The 17,510-nt window shown below is 75.7% G+C and carries 15 protein-coding genes; 13 read left to right on the forward strand and 2 right to left on the reverse strand.

From position 1 onward, the window contains the following. Position 1: 1 nt before the first annotated feature. On the reverse strand, positions 2-889 hold the full coding sequence (locus tag ACFVHB_RS22925) for a winged helix-turn-helix transcriptional regulator (protein ID WP_380325222.1): 888 nt from the start codon (positions 887-889) through the stop codon (positions 2-4). Positions 890-1,017: 128 nt separating this feature from the next. On the opposite strand from ACFVHB_RS22925, the gene ACFVHB_RS22930 reads away from it, so the two are divergent. The 12 genes from ACFVHB_RS22930 (at position 1,018) to ACFVHB_RS22985 (ending at position 14,954) form a co-directional block, all read left to right on the forward strand. Then, entirely contained in the window at positions 1,018-1,821 is an 804-nt protein-coding gene (locus ACFVHB_RS22930) for an ABC transporter permease (protein WP_380325225.1), read from the forward strand. A 124-nt stretch (positions 1,822-1,945) separates the two neighbouring features. Beyond that, positions 1,946-2,932 (forward strand): ABC transporter ATP-binding protein, encoded by a 987-nt coding sequence (locus ACFVHB_RS22935; RefSeq protein ID WP_380325228.1) that lies wholly within the window; start codon positions 1,946-1,948, stop codon positions 2,930-2,932. After that, on the forward strand, positions 2,929-3,900 hold the full coding sequence (locus ACFVHB_RS22940) for an ABC transporter permease (RefSeq protein WP_380325231.1): 972 nt from the start codon (positions 2,929-2,931) through the stop codon (positions 3,898-3,900). The genes ACFVHB_RS22935 and ACFVHB_RS22940 overlap by 4 nt, the downstream gene beginning before the upstream one ends. A 95-nt stretch (positions 3,901-3,995) precedes the next feature. Further along, complete coding sequence (locus ACFVHB_RS22945; RefSeq protein ID WP_380325234.1) at positions 3,996-4,436, forward strand: SRPBCC family protein; 441 nt, start codon at positions 3,996-3,998, stop codon at positions 4,434-4,436. A gap of 229 nt (positions 4,437-4,665) precedes the next feature. Beyond that, on the forward strand, positions 4,666-5,820 hold the full coding sequence (locus ACFVHB_RS22950; protein ID WP_380325237.1) for a glycosyltransferase: 1,155 nt from the start codon (positions 4,666-4,668) through the stop codon (positions 5,818-5,820). Between the two features lie 332 nt (positions 5,821-6,152). Next, positions 6,153-7,676 carry a sugar transferase gene (locus ACFVHB_RS22955; protein WP_380325240.1) on the forward strand — a complete coding sequence of 508 codons (1,524 nt, stop codon included), beginning with the start codon at positions 6,153-6,155 and terminating at the stop codon, positions 7,674-7,676. Between the two features lie 6 nt (positions 7,677-7,682). Further along, positions 7,683-9,197, forward strand: a complete 1,515-nt coding sequence (locus tag ACFVHB_RS22960) for an O-antigen ligase family protein (protein ID WP_380325243.1) — start codon at positions 7,683-7,685, stop codon at positions 9,195-9,197. Continuing rightward, complete coding sequence (locus ACFVHB_RS22965) at positions 9,194-10,912, forward strand: lipid II flippase MurJ (RefSeq protein WP_380325246.1); 1,719 nt, start codon at positions 9,194-9,196, stop codon at positions 10,910-10,912. Before ACFVHB_RS22960 ends, ACFVHB_RS22965 begins: the two co-directional genes overlap by 4 nt. After that, positions 10,902-11,834, forward strand: coding sequence for a polysaccharide deacetylase family protein (locus ACFVHB_RS22970; RefSeq protein ID WP_380325249.1), 933 nt, complete (start codon positions 10,902-10,904; stop codon positions 11,832-11,834). The genes ACFVHB_RS22965 and ACFVHB_RS22970 overlap by 11 nt, the downstream gene beginning before the upstream one ends. After that, positions 11,831-12,946, forward strand: a complete 1,116-nt coding sequence (locus tag ACFVHB_RS22975; protein WP_380325252.1) for a glycosyltransferase — start codon at positions 11,831-11,833, stop codon at positions 12,944-12,946. The genes ACFVHB_RS22970 and ACFVHB_RS22975 overlap by 4 nt, the downstream gene beginning before the upstream one ends. Positions 12,947-12,999: 53 nt before the next feature. Beyond that, the gene (locus ACFVHB_RS22980) at positions 13,000-13,794 is read left to right on the forward strand and encodes a Wzz/FepE/Etk N-terminal domain-containing protein (protein WP_380325255.1); all 795 of its coding nucleotides are present in this window, start codon (positions 13,000-13,002) and stop codon (positions 13,792-13,794) included. Then, positions 13,791-14,954: a GNAT family N-acetyltransferase gene (locus ACFVHB_RS22985; RefSeq protein ID WP_380325258.1), complete on the forward strand. Its 1,164-nt coding sequence runs from the start codon at positions 13,791-13,793 to the stop codon at positions 14,952-14,954. Before ACFVHB_RS22980 ends, ACFVHB_RS22985 begins: the two co-directional genes overlap by 4 nt. Before the next feature lie 36 nt (positions 14,955-14,990). On the opposite strand, the gene ACFVHB_RS22990 is transcribed toward ACFVHB_RS22985, so the two are convergent. Then, positions 14,991-16,229, reverse strand: a complete 1,239-nt coding sequence (locus tag ACFVHB_RS22990; RefSeq protein WP_380325261.1) for a glycoside hydrolase family 26 protein — start codon at positions 16,227-16,229, stop codon at positions 14,991-14,993. A 344-nt stretch (positions 16,230-16,573) separates the two neighbouring features. Here ACFVHB_RS22990 and ACFVHB_RS22995 point away from each other — a divergent pair, with 344 nt between their 5' ends. Next, positions 16,574-17,506 carry a hypothetical protein gene (locus ACFVHB_RS22995; RefSeq protein ID WP_380325264.1) on the forward strand — a complete coding sequence of 311 codons (933 nt, stop codon included), beginning with the start codon at positions 16,574-16,576 and terminating at the stop codon, positions 17,504-17,506. The last annotated feature ends 4 nt before the right edge of the window (positions 17,507-17,510 follow it).

The raw sequence follows: 17,510 nt of genomic DNA on the forward strand, positions 1-17,510 counted from the left end.
CTCAGCGGGTTTCCCCGGCCACCTCGCGGGCGTCCGCGAGGGCCTGCCGGACGGCGCCCGGGATGTCGGTGACCGGGAAGTGCACCCGGCGCACCACCCGTTCCCGGTCCAGCACCAGGACCGCACGCTTCAACCGCAGGCCCTGGCCGACGTGGAAGGTGGGCAGCCGCAGGGCGGCCGCCAGCCGGACGTCCAGATCGGACAACAGCGGGAACGGGATCTCCTCCGCCGAGGCGAACTCCCGCTGCTCGTCCGGGCGTTGGATGGAGACCCCGCGCAGCGCCAGGCCCGCCGCCCGGAACTGCGGGTACGCCTCGCGGAACAGCCGGTTCTCCAGCGTGCAGCCGGCCGCCCCGGGGATGTCCCCCCAGCCGGCCGGCAGCGGGGCCGGCCGCCCGGTGCCCGGGTAGCAGAACAGCACCGTGGCGCCGGCCGCCGGGTCGACCGGGTCCAGCTCGCCGCCGGCGTGCGCGGGCAGGGTGAGCGCGGGCAGCCGGGTGCCGGGCAGGGCGGCCATCCGGGCGGCCTCGGCGCTGTCGGGCGCGGCCGAACCGGAGAGCGCGCCGTCGCCGAGCAGCCAGCGGTCGGCCCAGTCCTGCATCGCCACCAGGACCGGCAGCAGCGCCCGGCCGGCGTCGGTGAGCCGGTACTCGTACCGGACCGGTCCGCTCTGGTACGGCACCCGTTCGAGCACGCCGGCCTCGGCGAGGTGGCCGAGCCGCTCGGTGAGCACCTTCCGGGAGATGCCGAGTTCGTGCTGGAGCTCGTCGAAGCGCAGCCGGCCGCGCGCCGACTCGCGGACGATCAGGATGCTCCACCAGTCGCCGATCACCGCCGCCGACTGGGCGATCGCGCAGCTCGCGTCGCGCTCCGGCACGTCTCTGAGCACCGCTGCTCCTCTCACCGTTCGACGGCCCATCCTCGCACCCACTTGCGAGTTCCGAAAGGGAACTTGTAAGTTCCCAATGAAAACTCAAGCGCCGGCGGGAGACGCCGCCGAGAGGAGAGGGGGAGCTGATGCCCGTCGCCCGGGCGACCCTGCGCCGGACCTGGACCATGACCAGCCGGGCCTACCCGTGGTCGTACGCGGTCGGCTGCCTGCTGATCGGCGTGTTCACCATCGGTCTGTCCTACCTGGGCCTGCACGCCATCGGCGGCGGCTCGGTCGCCGAGGACTTCACCGCCCGCACCGGCGGTGCCGACTACCTCGGCTACATCGCGATCGGCGCCGCCGGCTACGTGTTCACCGTGCGGATGCTGCTCTGGAGCAGCAAGGCGCTGATCACCGAGCAGCGCCAGGGCACCCTGGGCGCGCTGCTGATCGCCCCCGCCGGGCGGCTGCCGTACCTGCTCGGCTTCACCGGCTTCGCGCTGCTCAACACCGCCGTCGAGGTCGGCCTGCTCGGCGGGTTCGCCGCCGTCCTCGGCGTCACCCTGCCCGCCTGGCACCCGCTCGCCGCGCTGGCCGGGGTGCTGGCGCTGACCGCCGCCGTGTTCGCGGTCGCGGTCGTGCTCGGCGCGCTGATGATCGTCGCGGGTGAGGCGCACATCTCGCAGAACACCGTGTTCCTCGCCGTCTCGCTGCTCTGCGGGATCACCTTCCCCAACAGCTACCTGCCCGCGCCCGCCCGGTGGCTGGCCGAACTGCTGCCCGTCACCTCCGCGATGGACGTGCTGCGTGACGCGCTCGGCCAGGGCCGGCCCCTCGCCGACCTCGTGCCGCGGCTGGTCACCTGTCTCGCCCTCAGCGCCGGCTACCTGCTGCTCGGCCTGCGGCTGCTCCCCGCCGCCGAGCGCCGCGCCGTCGAGCGGAGCTTCTGACCGCGATGACCCGTACCGCCCCGCCCCGTACCGCCCCGCCCCCCACCTCCCCGACCCGGCGCACCTCGCCCCGTACCGCCCCGACCCCCACCGCCCGCACCCGTACCGCCCCGGAGCCGCTGACGTGATCCGCACCCGTGCCCTGCGCAAGACCTTCCGCACCCGGGACAAGGGCCTGTTCGGCCCGCGCACCGTGAAGACCGCCGTGGACGGCCTGGACCTGGAGATCCCGCCCGGCCGGGTCACCGGCCTGCTCGGCCTCAACGGCGCCGGCAAGACCTCCACCATCAAGATCCTCGCCACCCTGCTCCGCCCCACCTCCGGCAGCGTCACCCTGGACGGCCTCGACGTGGTCGAGCACGCCCGCGAGGCCCGGCGCCGGATCAACCTGATCGCCGGCGGCGAGCGGATGGTCTACGGCAAGCTCACCGGCGCCGAGAACCTGCGCTACTTCGGCCACCTCTACGACGTCCCCAACCCCGTGCTCCGCACCCGGATCGGCGAACTGCTGGACCTGGTCGGCCTGACCGACGCCGCCGACACCCCGGTCGAGCGCTACTCGCGCGGCATGACCCAACGGCTCTCGATCGCCCGCGGCCTGATCAACGACCCGGCGTACCTGCTGCTGGACGAGCCCACGCTCGGGCTGGACGCGCCGATCGCCCGGGACCTGCGCCGGGTGGTCGCCGAACTCGCCGCCGAGGGCCGGGGCGTGCTGCTCACCTCGCACTACCTGACCGAGGTCGAGGAACTGTGCGAGCACGTCTACGTGATCTCCGGCGGCCGCCACCTCGCGGCCGGCAGTCCGGCCGGGCTCAAGGCGGCTACCGGCAGCCACCGCAGCGTCCGGGTCACCGTCACCAACCCCTCGCCGGAGCTGGAGTCCGCCGTCACCGGCTTCGCCGGGCGGCTCGGCGTCGGCGTGCGGCTGGAGACCACCGGGGAGGGGGCGCTGCTGGTCACCGTCCGCCACCCGGAGGACGTGGCCGGCCCGCTCGCCGGGGCGATCGTCGCGGCCGGCGGGTCGATCGGCGGGCTGGAGGTCACCGAGGCCAGCCTCGAGGACGCCGTCCTGGCGCTGACCGACGCGCCGCTGGAGGTGGCCGGATGACCGCCCGGCCGTCCACCGAGTCGCTGGTCCTGGGCGGCGCCGACCGCGGCCCGCGCCCGCCGGCCGACGCCGCCCGCACCCTCCCGCCGCCCCGCCCGGGCACCGGCCGGCGCCCCCGGCCGAGGGATCCGTCCCGCGGCCGCGCGCTGCGGCACGCCGGCAAGGTGTTCGCGGCCGAGGCGCTGAAGCAGCACCGGACGCTGTTCGGCCAGCCGCTCGTGGTCGCCTCGATGCTGGTCTGGCCGCTGCTCCAACTGGCCGCCACCTACTACACGCTGCACCCGATCGCAACCGGATCGGCGGCCGCCGCCCGCTGGCCGCTCGCCGCCGACCCGGCCCGGCTGCTCGGCTTCCTCGCCACCGGAGCGCTGGCCTGGGCGTTCTTCTTCTCGCTGGTGCAGTCCTCGTGGAACTTCGCGTTCGAGCGCACCACCGGCACCCTGGAGCTGCTCTTCCTCTCGCCGGCCGGACGGCTGGTGCTGATGCTGGCCAACGGCGCCGGCGCGCTGCTGCAGAACGCCTGGCTGCTCACCTGCTTCCTGGGCGCCGCCGCGTTCGGGTTCGGCACCCTGGACGTGGCCGGGCCGTGGATGTACCCGGTGGTGCTGCTGGCCCTGCTGCTGCCCGCGGTGGCCTGGGGAGCGCTGCTCAACAGCCTGATGGTGTTCTCCCGGGACTCCACCTTCGTCTACACGGTGCTGGACGATCCGATGTGGTTCGTCGCCGGGGTCCGGCTGCCCGCGTTCGCGCTGCCCGGCGTGCTGCGGGTGATCGGCGCGGGGCTGCCGCTGACCGGCAGCCTGGCCGTGGTGCGCGGCGCCCTGCTGGAGGGCGAGGGGCTGGGCGAGCTGGCGCCGGGCCTGGCCTGGCTGGCGGCGCTCTGCGCGCTGCTGCTGGCGGGCGCGGCGCTGGCCCTGCGGCTCGGCGAGGCGCGCGCCCAGCGGACCGGAGGCCTCCGGCTGGCGTGAGCCGCCCGCTGTGGTTGGCTTGCCGGTGAAACCGCAGTCCGAGCAGGACCGGAGTCCGAACGGGGCCGGGTCCGAGCACGAAGGAGAGCAAGGTCATGGGACAGGTGCAGGCCACCACCGAGCGGGTCTACGACGCCACCCCCGAGCGGGTGTACGAGGCGCTGGCCGACTACCAGGTGACCCGCCCCAAGCTGCTGCCCGCGCAGTACAGCGAGTACGAGGTCCGGGCCGGCGGCACCGGCGCGGGCACCCAGGTGCACTGGAAGCTCCAGGCCACCGAGAAGCGCGTGCGGGACTGCCTGTTCACCGTCTCGGCGCCCACGCCGGACCGGCTGGTGGAGAAGGACGCCAACTCCAGCATGGTGATCACCTGGACGGTCTCGGCGGTCGGCGAGGGCCGGTCCAAGGTCACCGTCTCGGCCACCTGGCAGGGGGCCGGCGGCATCGGCGGGTTCTTCGAGCGGACCTTCGCCCCGAAGGGCCTGAACCGGATCCACGACCAGGTGCTGGCCAACCTGGCCGCCGAGGTCCGCTGAGGTCCCGCGGCCGTAGTCCCCAGGCGGGCCCGGCGGGGACCCGCCGGGGCCTGTCGGCGCCCGCCGAGGTTCGCGCGCCCTTCCCGGGCGGGCGCATCCGGCTCGATCGGGGATTCGATCGGCTCGCCCACCCGTACGAGCGGCAAGCCGTACGGGTGGCCTGCCGCCACCTGCGGGTGACGGCGGGCCCCCGGCGCGGCGGCGCCACCCTAGGCTCGCCGCCGTGCATATGACGATCCTTCACATTTCGCAGCCCGTCGACGGCGGAGTCGCCCGCGTCGTCGTCGACCTGGTCCGCGGCCAGCGTGAGGCCGGCCACCGGGTGCTGGTCGCCTGTCCGCGCGGCGGCCGGCTGGCCGAGGAGGCCGCCGCGGTCGGCGCGCTGGTCCGGGACTGGCCCGCCCGGCGTTCGCCCGGCCCGGCCACCGCCGCCGAGGCGTGGCGACTGCGCCGGATCGTCCGGGCCGCCGCGCCCAACATGGTCCACCTGCACAGCGCCAAGGCCGGCTTGGCGGGCCGGCTGGCCATCCGGGGCGCCGTGCCGACCGTCTTCCAGCCGCACGCCTGGTCGTTCGCCGCGGTCGACGGCGCACTAGCCGCCGCCACCCTGCGCTGGGAGCGGTACGCGACCCGCTGGGCGCACCGGCTGCTCTGCGTCAGCGTCCAGGAGCGGGCCGACGGCGTCGCGGCCGGCCTGCACGCCGACTGGGCGGTGGTGCCCAACGGCGTCGACGTCCGGCACTACGCCCCGGCCGAGCGGCGGGCCGCGCGGATCGCGCTCGGGCTGGACCTGGACGCCCCGCTGGCGGTCTGCGTGGGCCGGCTCTGCCGGCAGAAGGGCCAGGACGTGCTGCTCGCCGCCTGGCCGGAGGTGCTGCGCCGGGTGCCGCAGGCCCGGCTGGCGCTGGTCGGCGGCGGTCCGGACGCGACGCGGCTGGCCGACCTCGTGCGGGAGACCGCCGAGCCGTCCCGGGTCCGGCTGGCCGGAGACGTCCCCGACCCGCGGCCGTGGCTGGCGGCGGCCGATCTGGTGGTGCTGCCCTCGCGCTGGGAGGGGATGGCGCTGGCGCCGCTGGAGGCGATGGCGGCGGGCCGTCCGGTGCTGCTGACCGACGTGCCCGGGGCCCGCGAATGCCTGCCGCCGGCCGAGCGGAAATGTGCCGTGGTGCCGCCCGAGGACGCCGTCGCACTCGCCACCCGAATGGCCGAAGCACTGTCCGATCCGATCGAGTGCGAGCGACGCGGCTCGCGCCTGCGTGACCATGCCGTGGTCCGCCACGACGTGCGGTCGGTGGTCGAACAGGTGGACGCGCTCTACCGGGACCTGTTGGGGGCCGGTCCGGCGGCCGGACGGCGTCGTGCCCGTGTCCCGCAGCGGATCTGATCGTTTCACATGCCGTGAATGCCGGTCGCTCTGGCGCTGTCGTATTCGCACCCTCAACCGGTTGTGGACGAGGCCTGAAATCAGAAATACCTATTAATGGGCGGCTGGAATGAAATGGCAAGTCGACTTCCGGCATCCCCGTTCGCTTTCGGTAATGTCTGATTTTGCCTGCATCGTTTCGATTTCACGCCGGGAATTCGCGAGAAAACCGAAAGCCGCCAGCGGCAGCAGGTGCTGTCAGGACCGAGCCCACCGGGCCGGGACGGCCGCCCCGGGCCAACCGTGCCGGGACGCCGTCACCCCGGGCACACAGCAGGGGAGTTCGTGCGCTGATGACCATTGACCACGACAGCGTGCCACGGCCCGGCCGGCCCCTGTCCGGCCCGCGGCGGCCCGCCACCGGGCTGCTCGACCGCCCGGCCCGCACCGCCCAGACCCGCAGCGCCCCGCCGGCCCGCCGCCACCGCCGGCCCGCCCGCTCCCGGCTGGCCCTGCCCGTCGCGCTGGCCGCGGTCGACGCCGTCGCGCTCTGCACCGCCACCGGCATCGCCAACCGCGCGCTCGACCCGGCGGCCCGGGTCGAGCCGCTGGTCGGCGTGGCCGCCCTGCTGCCGCTGCTGCTCGTGCTCAACCTGGCCGCCGGCCTCTACCGCACCCGGCTCACCCTCTCCGTCCTCGACGAACTCCCCGCACTGACCGTCCGGGCCGTCGTCGCCACCGCCTTCGCCGTCACCCTGGCCGGCTGCCTCGACGGCCGCTGGCCCGACTGCGGCCCCGCCACCCCGGCCCGGCTGACCGCCCTGCTCGGCGCCCAGCTGCTGCTCGCCGTCTGCGGCCGCGCCCTGCTCTACCACCTGGTGCGCCGGATCCGCCGCAGCCGCCCCAGCCCCGTCCTGGTGCTCGGCGCCGGCCGGCTCGGCCGCCGGGTCGCCGCCGCCCTCAACGAGCGCGGCGAGTACGGGATGCGCCCCGTCGGCTTCCTCGACCCCGACCCGCCGCTGCTGGCCGGCGACACCGACCTGCCGGTGCTCGGCGGCCGCGAGGTGCTGGAGCGCGAGATCCGCCGCCACCGGATCCACCACGTGGTCGCCACCGCCGGCGCCGCCGACGAGGCCGAGACCGCCGCCGCCCTGCGCGACGCCGCCCGGCTCGGCTGCCAGGTCTGGCTGGTGCCCGCGCTGCGCGAGTACGGCTCGCTGGAGACCGGCCGCTTCGCCGGCGGCGACCACCTCTGGGGCTTCCCCTGTCTGCGGGTCGGCCGGCCGGCCATGCGCCGCTCCGGCTGGGCCGCCAAGCGCGCCCTCGACGTCGCCGCCGCCGGCCTCGGCCTGATCCTGCTCGCCCCCGTGCTCGCCCTCTGCGCACTCGCCGTCCGCTTCGACACCGGGCCCGGCGTGCTCTTCCGCCAGCAGCGCACCGGGCTCGACGGCCGGGTCTTCACCGTCCTCAAGTTCCGCACCCTGCGCCCCAGCAACGAGCACGAGTCGGCGACCCGCTGGAACATCGCCCAGGACCACCGGATGGGCGCCGTCGGCAAGCTGCTGCGCCGCAGCTCCCTGGACGAGCTGCCGCAGCTGTGGAACGTGCTGCGCGGCGACATGAGCCTGGTCGGCCCGCGCCCCGAACGCCCCTACTTCGTCATGCGGTTCAGCCAGACCTACCCCGAGTACGCCGACCGCCACCGCGTCCCGGTCGGCCTCACCGGCCTCGCCCAGGTCAACGGCCTGCGCGGGGACACCTCGATCGAGGACCGGGCCCGCTTCGACAACCGCTACATCGAGAGCTGGAGCCTCTGGCAGGACGTCAAGATCCTGTGCCGCACCGCGGCCCTGATGCTCCACCCGGACGGGAGCTGACCCCGCGTGGCCCTGACCCTCTCCGCCGTCCCCCGCCCCGCCCGGGCCTTACGCCGGGCGTGGACGGCCCCACTGGAACGGCCCAGCCTGCTCGCGGCCGCCACCGTCCTGCTGGTCTGCGTCCCCACCGGGGAGAAGGACGTCACCGCCGCCGTCCACGTCACCGCCGCCGACCTCGCCTCGCTGGCCCTGGTCGCGCTCACCGCGGTGAACCTGCTGCGCGGCCGCACCCCGGCGATCGGCCGCACCGCCGCCGTCCGGTTCGGCGCGGTCGTGGTCGCCGCCGCCGTTGCCACCATCGGCTCCATCGACCCGGCCACCAGCGTCACCGGCTTCGTCCGGCTCACCCAGGTGTTCGTCCTCGTCCCGGCCGCCGTCCTCTGCTCCCTGCGCGACCGCACCGACCATCGGCTGGTCCTCGGCTCCTTCGTCGCCGCCGCCCTGATCGAGGGCGCGGTCGGCGCCCACCAGTACCTCACCCGGACCGGCGCCTCCTACGCCGGCCAGCCGGTCCGCGCGGTCGGCACCTTCGGCGCGCTGGACATCATGGCGATGTCCACCGTGGTCAGCTACGGCCTGCTCGCCGCCCTCGCCCTGGCCCTCGGGTCCCGTGAGCCGAAGAACGCGCTGCCGTCGAAAGCGACGGGCGACCAGCGAGCGGTGGGGGTACTCCCGGCCGAAGGCATGGGGAGAGCGGCGGTGCGAGGAGCGTCGACGGCAGGTCAGTCGACGGCAGGTCAGGAGCGCCCGGAAGCGAACGGGGGAGACGGCGAAAGGGCCGGCGACGCCAGGCTGCGCCGCGCCATGTACGCGGCGGCCGCCTTCCTCGCCTTCCCGCTCGCCGTCTCCTTCAGCCGCGGCAGCTGGATCGCCACCGGCGCCGCCGCCGCCGTCCTGCTGCTGCGCGCCGACGCCCGGCTCGCCGTCCGCAGCGCCGTCCTCGGCCTGGCCGCCGCCGTCGTCCTGGTCGGCGGCCTCGGCCTGGGCGCCTCCGGCATCACCGACCGGCTCAGCTCGATCGGCTCGGTCTCCGCCGCGCCCGACCAGTCCGTCTCCGACCGCTACGACCTGTGGGCCACCGCCGAGCGCATCTGGCAGGACCACCCGGTCAGCGGCGCCGGCCCCAAGGCCTTCCAGCAACTGCGCGACAGCCACGCCCCGCTACGGCTCTCCTCCGGCAGCGACGCCGCCGACGCCACCATCGGCTTCCAGCGCGAACCGCTGCTCTCGCCGCACAACATGTACTTCCTCGTCCTCAGCGAGCAGGGCCTGATCGGCATCGTCGCCTACGCCGTCCTCTTCCTCGGCCTGCTGCTCGGCTGCCTCCGCCGCGCCACCGGCCCCGGCCTCGCCGCCCTCGCCCTGCTCGTCTGGGTGCTGGTCGACTTCCTGTACGCCGACATCGGCGGCACCACCACCGTGCTCACCTCCGTCGTCCTCGGCCTGGCCGCCCGTGCCGCGCGGGCCCGCCCCGAGCGCCCGGGCCCCAGCAGCCAGACCGGGAAGGCGCCCACCCGATGACCACCGAACCGCCCGCCTCGCTCGCCCCCGCCGTGCCCGCGCCCCGCAGCGCGCCGGCCGGCGGGTCCACGACGCCGGGCCCCCGGCGCGGCTTCGTCGCCAAGGCCTTCGGCGTCACCGCGGTGCTCACCGCCGCCGGCTCCGCCCTCGGCCTGCTCCGCGACCTGCTGCTCGCCACCTTCTTCGGTGCCAACCAGGGCACCGACGCCTTCCTGGTCGCGTGGACCGTCCCGGAGACGGCGGCGCCGCTGCTGATCGAGGACTGCATGGCGTTCCTGATGGTCCCCGCCTTCAGCCTCGCCCTGGTCCTGCGCGAGGAACGGCCCGAAGGCCCCGACCCGGTACGGCAGTTGGCCCGCGCCACGCTGCCGAGGCTGCTGCTGGTGCTGTGCGCGCTCACCCTCGGCGTCGCCCTCGGCGCCCCCGGGTTCGTCGAGCTGCTCGCCCCCGGCCTGGCCGACCCGGACCTCGCCGTCACCTGCACCAGGATCACCGCGCTCACCATCGTGCCGTTCGGCCTCGCCGGCTACCTCGGCTCCGCCCTGCGGGCCCACCACGGCTTCACCGCACCGGCCGCGATCTACGTGGCGTACAACCTCACCATCCTGGTCGCGCTGCTCGGCGGCCACGACCGGCTCGGGGTGGAGGCGGCCGCGATCGGGGTCGCCGCCGGCAGCCTGCTGATGGCCGTCGTCGTGGCCGTGCCGATCGGCCGCCGGCTGCGCCAGGGCCGCCCCGGCCGCTCCCGGTCCCCGCTCGCCGACCAGGGCCTGGTGCTGATCCCGCTGGCCGTCCTCCCGGTGGTCGCCTTCACCCTGACCCGCCAGGCCCAGGTCTTCGTCGAGCGGTACCTGGGCTCCGCACTGCCGCCGGGCAGCATCTCGCACCTCAACTACGCCGCCAAGGTCTCCCAACTGGCCATGACCGTGGCCATCCTGCTGGTCACCGTCACCTTCCCGCTGGTCGCCCGCGCGCTCGCGGCCGGGGACATGGACGCCGCCCGCGACCGGGTCGAGAAGGACCTCGGCCAGGGCGCCGCGCTCGTCCTGCTCGGCACCGCCTTCCTGCTCGCCTGCGCCCCCTCGGTGGTCGCCCTGCTCTTCCAGCGCGGCGCCTTCGGCCCGCAGGACACCGCCGCCACCGCCGCCGTCATCCGCGTCTACAGCTTCGGCCTGCCCGCCCAGGCCCTGATCGGCGTGATGATCCGCCCCTACTTCTCGCTCCGCCCGGTGGTCCGCCGGGCCGGCGACCCGGGCGGCGACGACGGCGGCCGCCGGCTGCTCGACTGGTACCCGGTCGCCGCCATGGTGGTCGGCCTGGTCGTCACCGTCGCCGTCGGCCTGCTCGCCACCCCGCGCTACGGCGCGCTCGGCCTGGCCGCCGGGAACGCGGCCGGCATCACCACCACCGCCGCGCTGCTGCTGCGCGGCCTGGTCCTGCGCGGCATCGCGCTGCGCCTGCGCAAGGTCCTCGGCGGCCACGCCCGGCTGCTGGCCGCCGCCGCCGGCGCCGTCGCCCTCGGGACCCCCGCGGCCGGGCTCCCCGCCGACCCCCTGCTCTCGACCCTGCTCGGGGGCGCCACCGTCGCACTGGCCTTCGCCGCCCTCGGCACCGGCCTCGGTGCCCGCGAGGTGCGCGGCCCCGTCCTCGCCGCCGTCCGGGCCCTCGGCCCGTCACCCGTTGCCGATGAAGGGAACCTTCCCCATGGACGTTGAACGGGGTCCTGTCCGTTCGGTCCTGTCGGGCGTCCGCCGCTCCGCCGTCCCGGCGGCCGCAGGCGTGCACGCCGACGCTCCGCGCGCCGGCGTCGGCCGTCCCCGGGCGCACCTGCCCAGAAGCCGCCGCCCCACCGCCGTGGTCCCCGGCCCGCGGACCACCTCGCCGTGGATCCTGATGTACCACTCGGTGGCCGTCGAGGAGGAGGACCCGTACCAGCTGACCGTCAGCCCCGAGCGGTTCGCCGAGCAGATCGCCTGGCTGCACCGGCGCGGCCGGCGCGGCGTCTCGGTCCGCGAACTGATGCGCGCCCGGGCCGCCGGGAAGGACGACCGGCTGGTCGGCCTCACCTTCGACGACGGCTACGCCGACTTCGCCCGCTACGCCGTACCGATTCTGCAGGCGTACGGCTTCACCGCGACCGCCTACGTGGTCGCCGACCTGCTCGGCCGGGACAACGACTGGGACGTGAAGGGCCCGCGCAAGAAGCTGCTCACCGTCCAGGAGGTCACCGAACTCGCCGCCGCCGGCTGGGAGATCGGCTCGCACGGCCTCGGCCACCGGTCCCTCCCCGGGCTGCCCGCCGACGTCCTCGCCACCCAGACCCGGGAGAGCCGCCGGGCGCTGGAGGAGGTGGTCGGCGGTCCGGTCACCGGCTTCTGCTACCCGTACGGCGCGGTCGACCTGCCCGCCACCCTCGCCGTCCGGGACGCCGGCTACGACTACGCCGTCGCCATCGCCCACTCGCCGCTGACCGGCCGCTACGCCCTGCCCCGCTGCTACGTCGGCGACCGCGACGGCGCCTGGCGGCTGCGCGCCAAACGCGGCCGGCACCGGCTGCGCGACACCGTCACCGAGTTGCGCCGCCACCGCCTCGCCGCGCGCCCCCGCCCCGAGCCGAAGACGAGGTCCACCTGGTGAGAGTGCTGCACATCGTCACCGGTCTCGCCTCCGGCGGCGCCGAGCGGCAACTCCAGCTGCTGCTGCGGCACCTGCCCGCGCACCAGCACTGCGAGGTGGCCGCGCTGACCAACCCCGGCACGGTGGCCGCCGCGCTGCGCGCCGAGGGCGTGACCGTCCACCACCTCGCCATGCGCGGCAACCGGGACGTCGGCGCGCTGCCCCGGCTGGTCCGGCTGATCCGGGCCGGCCGCTACGACCTCGTGCACACCCACCTCTACCGGGCCCAGCTGTACGGGCGGCTGGCCGCCCGGCTCGCCGGGGTCCGGGCCGTGGTGAGCACCGAGCACTCGCTGCACGCCGGGGTGATCGAGGGCCGCCCGGTCACCCGGGGCGTCAAGGGCCTCTACCTGGCCGCCGAACGGCTCGGCACCACCACCGTCGCGGTCTCCCGCCAGGTCGCCCAGACCCTGCACGGCTGGGGCGTCCCACCGGGCCGGATCGAGCTGATCCCCAACGGCATCGACACCGCCCGCTACCACCGCCCGGACGCCGACCGGGCCGCCACCCGCGCCCGGCTGCGGGCCGGACTCGGCCTGCCGCCGGACGGCTGGGTGGTCGGCGGGGTCGGCCGGCTGGTCCCCGGCAAGCGCTTCGACGTCCTGGTGGAGGCGTTGGCCGGGCTGGACCGGGCCGCCCACCTGGTCCTGGTCGGGGAGGGCCCCGAACGCGCCGCCCTGGAGCGGCGGGCCGTCGAGCTGGGCGTCCGGGACCGCCTGGTGCTCACCGGCGAGCGCGACGACGTCCCCGACCTCCTCACCGCCCTGGACGTGCTGGCCGCCCCCTCGACCGAGGAGACCTTCGGCCTGGGCGTCCTGGAGGGCCTCGCGGCCGGGCTCCCCGTCCGCCACAGCGCCTGTCCCGCCCTGGACGAACTGCCGCCCGCCGCCGCCCCGCAGGCCCGGCGGATCCCCTCCGACGCCGCCGCCTACACCACCGCGCTGCTGGAGCTGCGCCACCTCAACGACCACAGCACCGACCCGCTGCCCCGGCCCCCGGCCGTCGGCCACTACGACATCGCTCGGGTGGCCGCCGACCTCGGCGCCCTCTACGACCGCCTGGCCCCCGCTTGAGCCGCCGACCGGGCGGCCGCCGCAGCCCGGCCCGCATATCCAAGGAGCACCCCATGTCCGAACCGCGCCGAAGCGCCCGCAACCTGGTCCGCCGCTGGTGGCCGGTGGTCCTCGCGGTGCCGCTGGGCGCCGCCGGCGGCGCCGGGTACGCCGCGGTGGCCCACCCCTCGTACACCGCCAACTCCTACGTGATCGTGGTGCCGCAGAACCCGGGGGAGAGCGCCACCGCGGTCAACTTCGCCCAGGCGTACGGCCGGCTGGCCGGCCAGCCGCAGGTGCTCGCGGTGGCCGCCGCCGAGACCGGTCACAGCCGCACCCAGCTGGAGGCCCTCGTGCACGGCACCACCTCGCCGGACGCCCCGATGATCGAGATCACCGGCACCGGCGGCCGGCCGCAGGAGGCGGTCGAGACGGCCGACGCGGTGGCGCGCTCGCTGGTGTCCTTCGCCAACGCCAGCAGCAGGGAGACCGGCGTCCGGCTGGTCCCGCTGGCCCCCGCGGCCGAGCCGGACAAGCCGACCACGCCCTCCGCCCAGCTGGACGTCGCCGTCGGCGGCGCGGCCGGCCTGCTGATCGGCGCGCTGGTGATGATGACCCGCCGCCGGGGCGGCGCCGAGCCGGAGGCCGCCGCCGTGCCGCCCGCACCGGTCACCCCGCGCCCGCGCACCGAGGAGGACCCGGCCCGGGACGACGCCCCGTCCGCGGCGGCGAAGACCCCGGCGGCGGACACCCTGGCGGCGAGGATCGAGCAGGTCGGGAAGGCCGCGAAGACCGAGCGGACCGAGCGGACCGAGAAGCCCGCCGGACCGGAGAAGACGACGAAGAGCGCCGCCGGGAGCGGTCGATGACCACCCCGGCCGCCTCGGCCACCGCCCTCCCCGCCCGGACCGGCTCCCCGTGCTGGACCACCGAGCTGCGCCGGGAGGACGACGCCCTCGACACCCTCGCCGAGGAGTGGGACGGCCTGGTCACCCGCTGCCGGACGGCCACCTTCTTCCAGACCGCCGCCTGGCAGCGCTCCTGGTGGCGCCAGTACGGGCGCCCGGGCGAGCTGCTGGTGCTGCTGGTCCGCCGGGACGGACGGCTGGTCGGGGCGGGCGCCTTCCAGCGCCGCGGCGGCCCGTTCGGCGGCCTGACCGGGCTCGGTGACGGGCTGATCGACTTCACCGACGTCCTGCTCGACGACTCCTGCGCCGACCGCGCCGCCGCCGAGTTCGCCGCCGCGCTCCCGCTGACCCGCCCCTGGCACAGCCTGGAGCTGCGCGAGGTGCACCCTGAGGCGGCCGTACAGCGGGTGTTCGAGCGGTGGCCCGGCCGGCGGATCCGCCTCGCCGACTCGCTCTGCCAGTACCTGCCCGGCGTCCCGATGGACGAGCTGCTCAAACGGCTCAAGGGCAAGACCGCCCAGCGCAACCGGGTCAAGCTGCGCAAGATCGCCGAGTCCGGGATCGAGGTCTGCTCGACGCCCCCGGAGGAGGTGCCCGAGGCGCTGGCCGGCCTGCTCCGGCTGCACTTCCTGCAGTGGCGGGAGCGCGGCGTCACCCCGGAGCACCGCACCGAGCGGTTCGCCCGGCACCTGGCCGACTCCACCACCGCCCTGGTCGCCACCGGCCGGGCGGCCGTCCACCAGTTCCGGCTGGACGGCGAGCTGGTCGCGGTGAACCTGATGCTGCTCTGCCCGTCGTTCAGCGGCCTCTACCTGTACGGCGCGCATCCGGACCTGCGCGAGCGGCTGGACATCGCCGGGCTGCTGTTCGGCGCGGCGCTGGACGAGACGGTCGCGGCGGGGATCCCGGTGATAGGCCTGCTGCGCGGCCAGGAGCCGTACAAGCAGCGGTGGCGGCCGGACCGGCTGACGAACCAGCGGCTGCTGTTCGGCCCGCGCGGGCCGGCCCCGGCCGCCGCCGCCCGGGCCGGCACGGTCCGGGCCCGGCGGGCCGCGGTGCGCGTGCTGGACACCCGGGCGCCGGGGCTCAAGCGGGCGCTGGGGGCCCGCCGCCGCGGCTGACCCCGCCCGGGGCCGGGACGTCCCCCGGCCCCGGGCTCAGCGCCGGGCCGGGCGGCCGCCCGCGGACGGGCTCGGCGGGGCCTCCGCCGAGGGGGACGCGGAGGGGGACGCCGCCGGGGCCGACGGGGAGGCGGCGGGCGAGGCCGACGGCGGGCCCGACGGGACGGCGGACGCCGACGGCGGCGTCGCCGGAGCGGGCACCACCGGCGCCGGTGGTGCCGGCGGCACGGTGGCCGGAGCCCCCTTGGACCCGGACATCAGCTGCTTGAACCTGGCGCTGGAGCGGGGGTTCCGGTCGCACTGCCAGAAGCCGTGCGGGCAGTAGTCGGTGACGGTCTGGTAACTGGTGTCGTGGGTGCGCATCCACTCCACCATCCGCTGGACGAACTCCGGGTTGTCCCCGTTCCGGAACAGCCCCCACTCGGGGTAGGAGACCGGCTTGCCGCGCTTGGCCGCGAACTCCACCTGGTCCTGGAGCCCGTACGGCTCGCGCACGTAGTCGTCGAAGGTGGCGCCGGCCGGCTGGTCGTAGTTGTCCATGCCGATGATGTCGACGACGTCGTCGCCGGGGTAGCACTTGGTCCAGGGGATGGCGTCGACCCCCCGGTTCGGGGTGAAGTCGAAGCGGAACCGCTGCCCCGGCACCGAGCGCATCACCGAGACGATCCGCCGCCAGTACGCCTTCCACGCGGTCGGGTCGGGCTTGCAGCGGTGGGTGTAGGTGACGCCGTTCATCTCCCAGCCGAGGGTGAGCACGGTGTCCGCCCCGCCCAGCGCGACCAGCCGGCGGGCGAGCTTGAGGAAGTGCCGGTCGAAGTCCCCGCGCGCGCCCTGGGCGAGCAGCCGGGCCACCTCGGCGTCGGGCACGTTGGCCTCGTTGGGCACCAGCATCGGCACGCCGAGGATGAGCATCCGGGACGGGTCGGCCAGCCGCCACTGCGACCACATGCCGAGCACCACCGGCTCGCCCTCGATGTCGGCCCAGCTGTTCCCGGCCAGATAGGTGTGGCCGACCTGCAGGTTGGCGTTGTTCAGCCACTGCGCGTACCGGCCGAGCTGGGGGATGTAGTTGTCCCACGAGCCGACGAAGGCGCCGAACGGCGGCTCGTGCGTCGGCCGCTGGACGACCGGCCGGGGCGCGGCGCCCCGCGGCTGGAACGCGTCGGAGGAGAGGGTGTGCCGCTCGGTCTGGCTGAGCGGCGTCCCGGCGGGGACGCTGGCGGTGGTCAGCAGCAACAGGGCGGCGGCGGCCAGCGTCAGGCGGCCGATTCGCATGGTCTCTCCTCCGGGCTTCGCGGAACGGGGCCGGATGGACGGACCGTGGTGCCCCGCTCGCAGACAGTAGGCCCAGCGCGCATCGGAAAAGCCGAATGTCACCCTAAAGTGGGCGATATTCGAACGCCGACTGCCGCAATGTGCCGTGTATCACCTCTGTAACAGTCCGGACCGCCCCCGGGGCCCTACCGCGGCGGCTCGTGCGGAGCGGCGGCCGGCCCGACGGCGCAGGTCGGCGGGCGGGTCGGGAGGAGGGGCGCGATCCGGCCGTCCGCGGTCCCACCGTTCGGACGGGCGGCCGGGTCCGGCTGACTCGTACGGGTGGTGAAAGGTACGCTCCGCCCGTGTCCTGGAAGCCGCTGCGTGTACTCACCCCCCGATCGATCCTCCCTGCCCTGGCGGTGCTGCTGGTCCTTGTGGCGGGCGCGGCCGCGCACGCGAACAAGCCGGTGCCGTTCGGGGACCGGGTGGCCGAGCCGGGTGCGGCGGGCGCCAGCCCGGTCGACGCGCAGTCGCTGAGCGCGGCCGATCTGGAGCTGAAGGTGGGCCCGGGTCTGGAGGCGTACCACGTCGCGACCGGCGAGCACGCCTGGTCGTACCGCCGCGAGGGCGCCACGGCGCTCTACCTGGCGATGGCGGGCGAGAGCGCGGTGGTGGTCTGGGACGACGGCCTGGTCACCTCGGTGCGGCCGGGCGACCACGAGGTGCGCTGGCACCGCGCCGTGCCCGGCCTGGCGGACTGGCTGCGCGGCGACGGCGAGCCGGGCGCCGACAAGCGCACCGACGAGCAGCGCAAGCAGCTGGCGCAGGAGCGCGCCGCGGCCGCCCTGCGCACGGTCGGGCAGTCCGCGCCCTGGGTGGCGGTGGTCACCCCCAATCTGACCATGGGCTTCCGGGACGCCGACGGCGACCTGCGCTACAACTCCAAGCCGCCCGGCAACTGCCTCTACGACCCGATGCGCACGGTGGGCACGGACTTCGCGGTGCTCGTCCCGCGCAGCTGCACCAACAGCAGCGGCCTGGCGGTCTCCGGCGGCGTCACCGGGTACCGGCTGGACAGCACCGGCTGGACGCTGAACGCCGGTCCGGCGGTCTCGCTGAAGGCGCTGGACGGCCGCCGGGTGCTGATCTCGGACGGTCCGATCGTCGGTCCCAAGGTGTTCGACACCAAGGCCGCCGCCCCCGAGTCGGCCTGCGGCAGCCCGGCCGAGCCCTTCGCCGCCGTCCGCCCGCAGGGCACCTGCGCGGCGCCCCCGGAGGCCACCCCCCAACCGTAGCCCG

The organism is Kitasatospora sp. NPDC127111 (genome assembly GCF_042677465.1).
Classification (GTDB): Bacteria; Actinomycetota; Actinomycetes; order Streptomycetales; family Streptomycetaceae; genus Kitasatospora.

Bases quoted from the DNA above. Each gene is read 5' to 3' on its own strand.
- ACFVHB_RS22965 (WP_380325246.1), top strand. From the start codon at position 9,194: ATGACCACCGAACCGCCCGCCTCGCTCGCCCCCGCCGTGCCCGCGCCC.
- ACFVHB_RS22990 (WP_380325261.1), bottom strand. From the start codon at position 16,229: ATGCGAATCGGCCGCCTGACGCTGGCCGCCGCCGCCCTGTTGCTGCTG.
- ACFVHB_RS22970 (WP_380325249.1), top strand. From the start codon at position 10,902: ATGGACGTTGAACGGGGTCCTGTCCGTTCGGTCCTGTCGGGCGTCCGC.
- ACFVHB_RS22945 (WP_380325234.1), top strand. From the start codon at position 3,996: ATGGGACAGGTGCAGGCCACCACCGAGCGGGTCTACGACGCCACCCCC.
- ACFVHB_RS22940 (WP_380325231.1), top strand. From the start codon at position 2,929: ATGACCGCCCGGCCGTCCACCGAGTCGCTGGTCCTGGGCGGCGCCGAC.
- ACFVHB_RS22985 (WP_380325258.1), top strand. From the start codon at position 13,791: ATGACCACCCCGGCCGCCTCGGCCACCGCCCTCCCCGCCCGGACCGGC.
- ACFVHB_RS22955 (WP_380325240.1), top strand. From the start codon at position 6,153: ATGACCATTGACCACGACAGCGTGCCACGGCCCGGCCGGCCCCTGTCC.
- ACFVHB_RS22980 (WP_380325255.1), top strand. From the start codon at position 13,000: ATGTCCGAACCGCGCCGAAGCGCCCGCAACCTGGTCCGCCGCTGGTGG.
- ACFVHB_RS22950 (WP_380325237.1), top strand. From the start codon at position 4,666: ATGACGATCCTTCACATTTCGCAGCCCGTCGACGGCGGAGTCGCCCGC.
- ACFVHB_RS22930 (WP_380325225.1), top strand. From the start codon at position 1,018: ATGCCCGTCGCCCGGGCGACCCTGCGCCGGACCTGGACCATGACCAGC.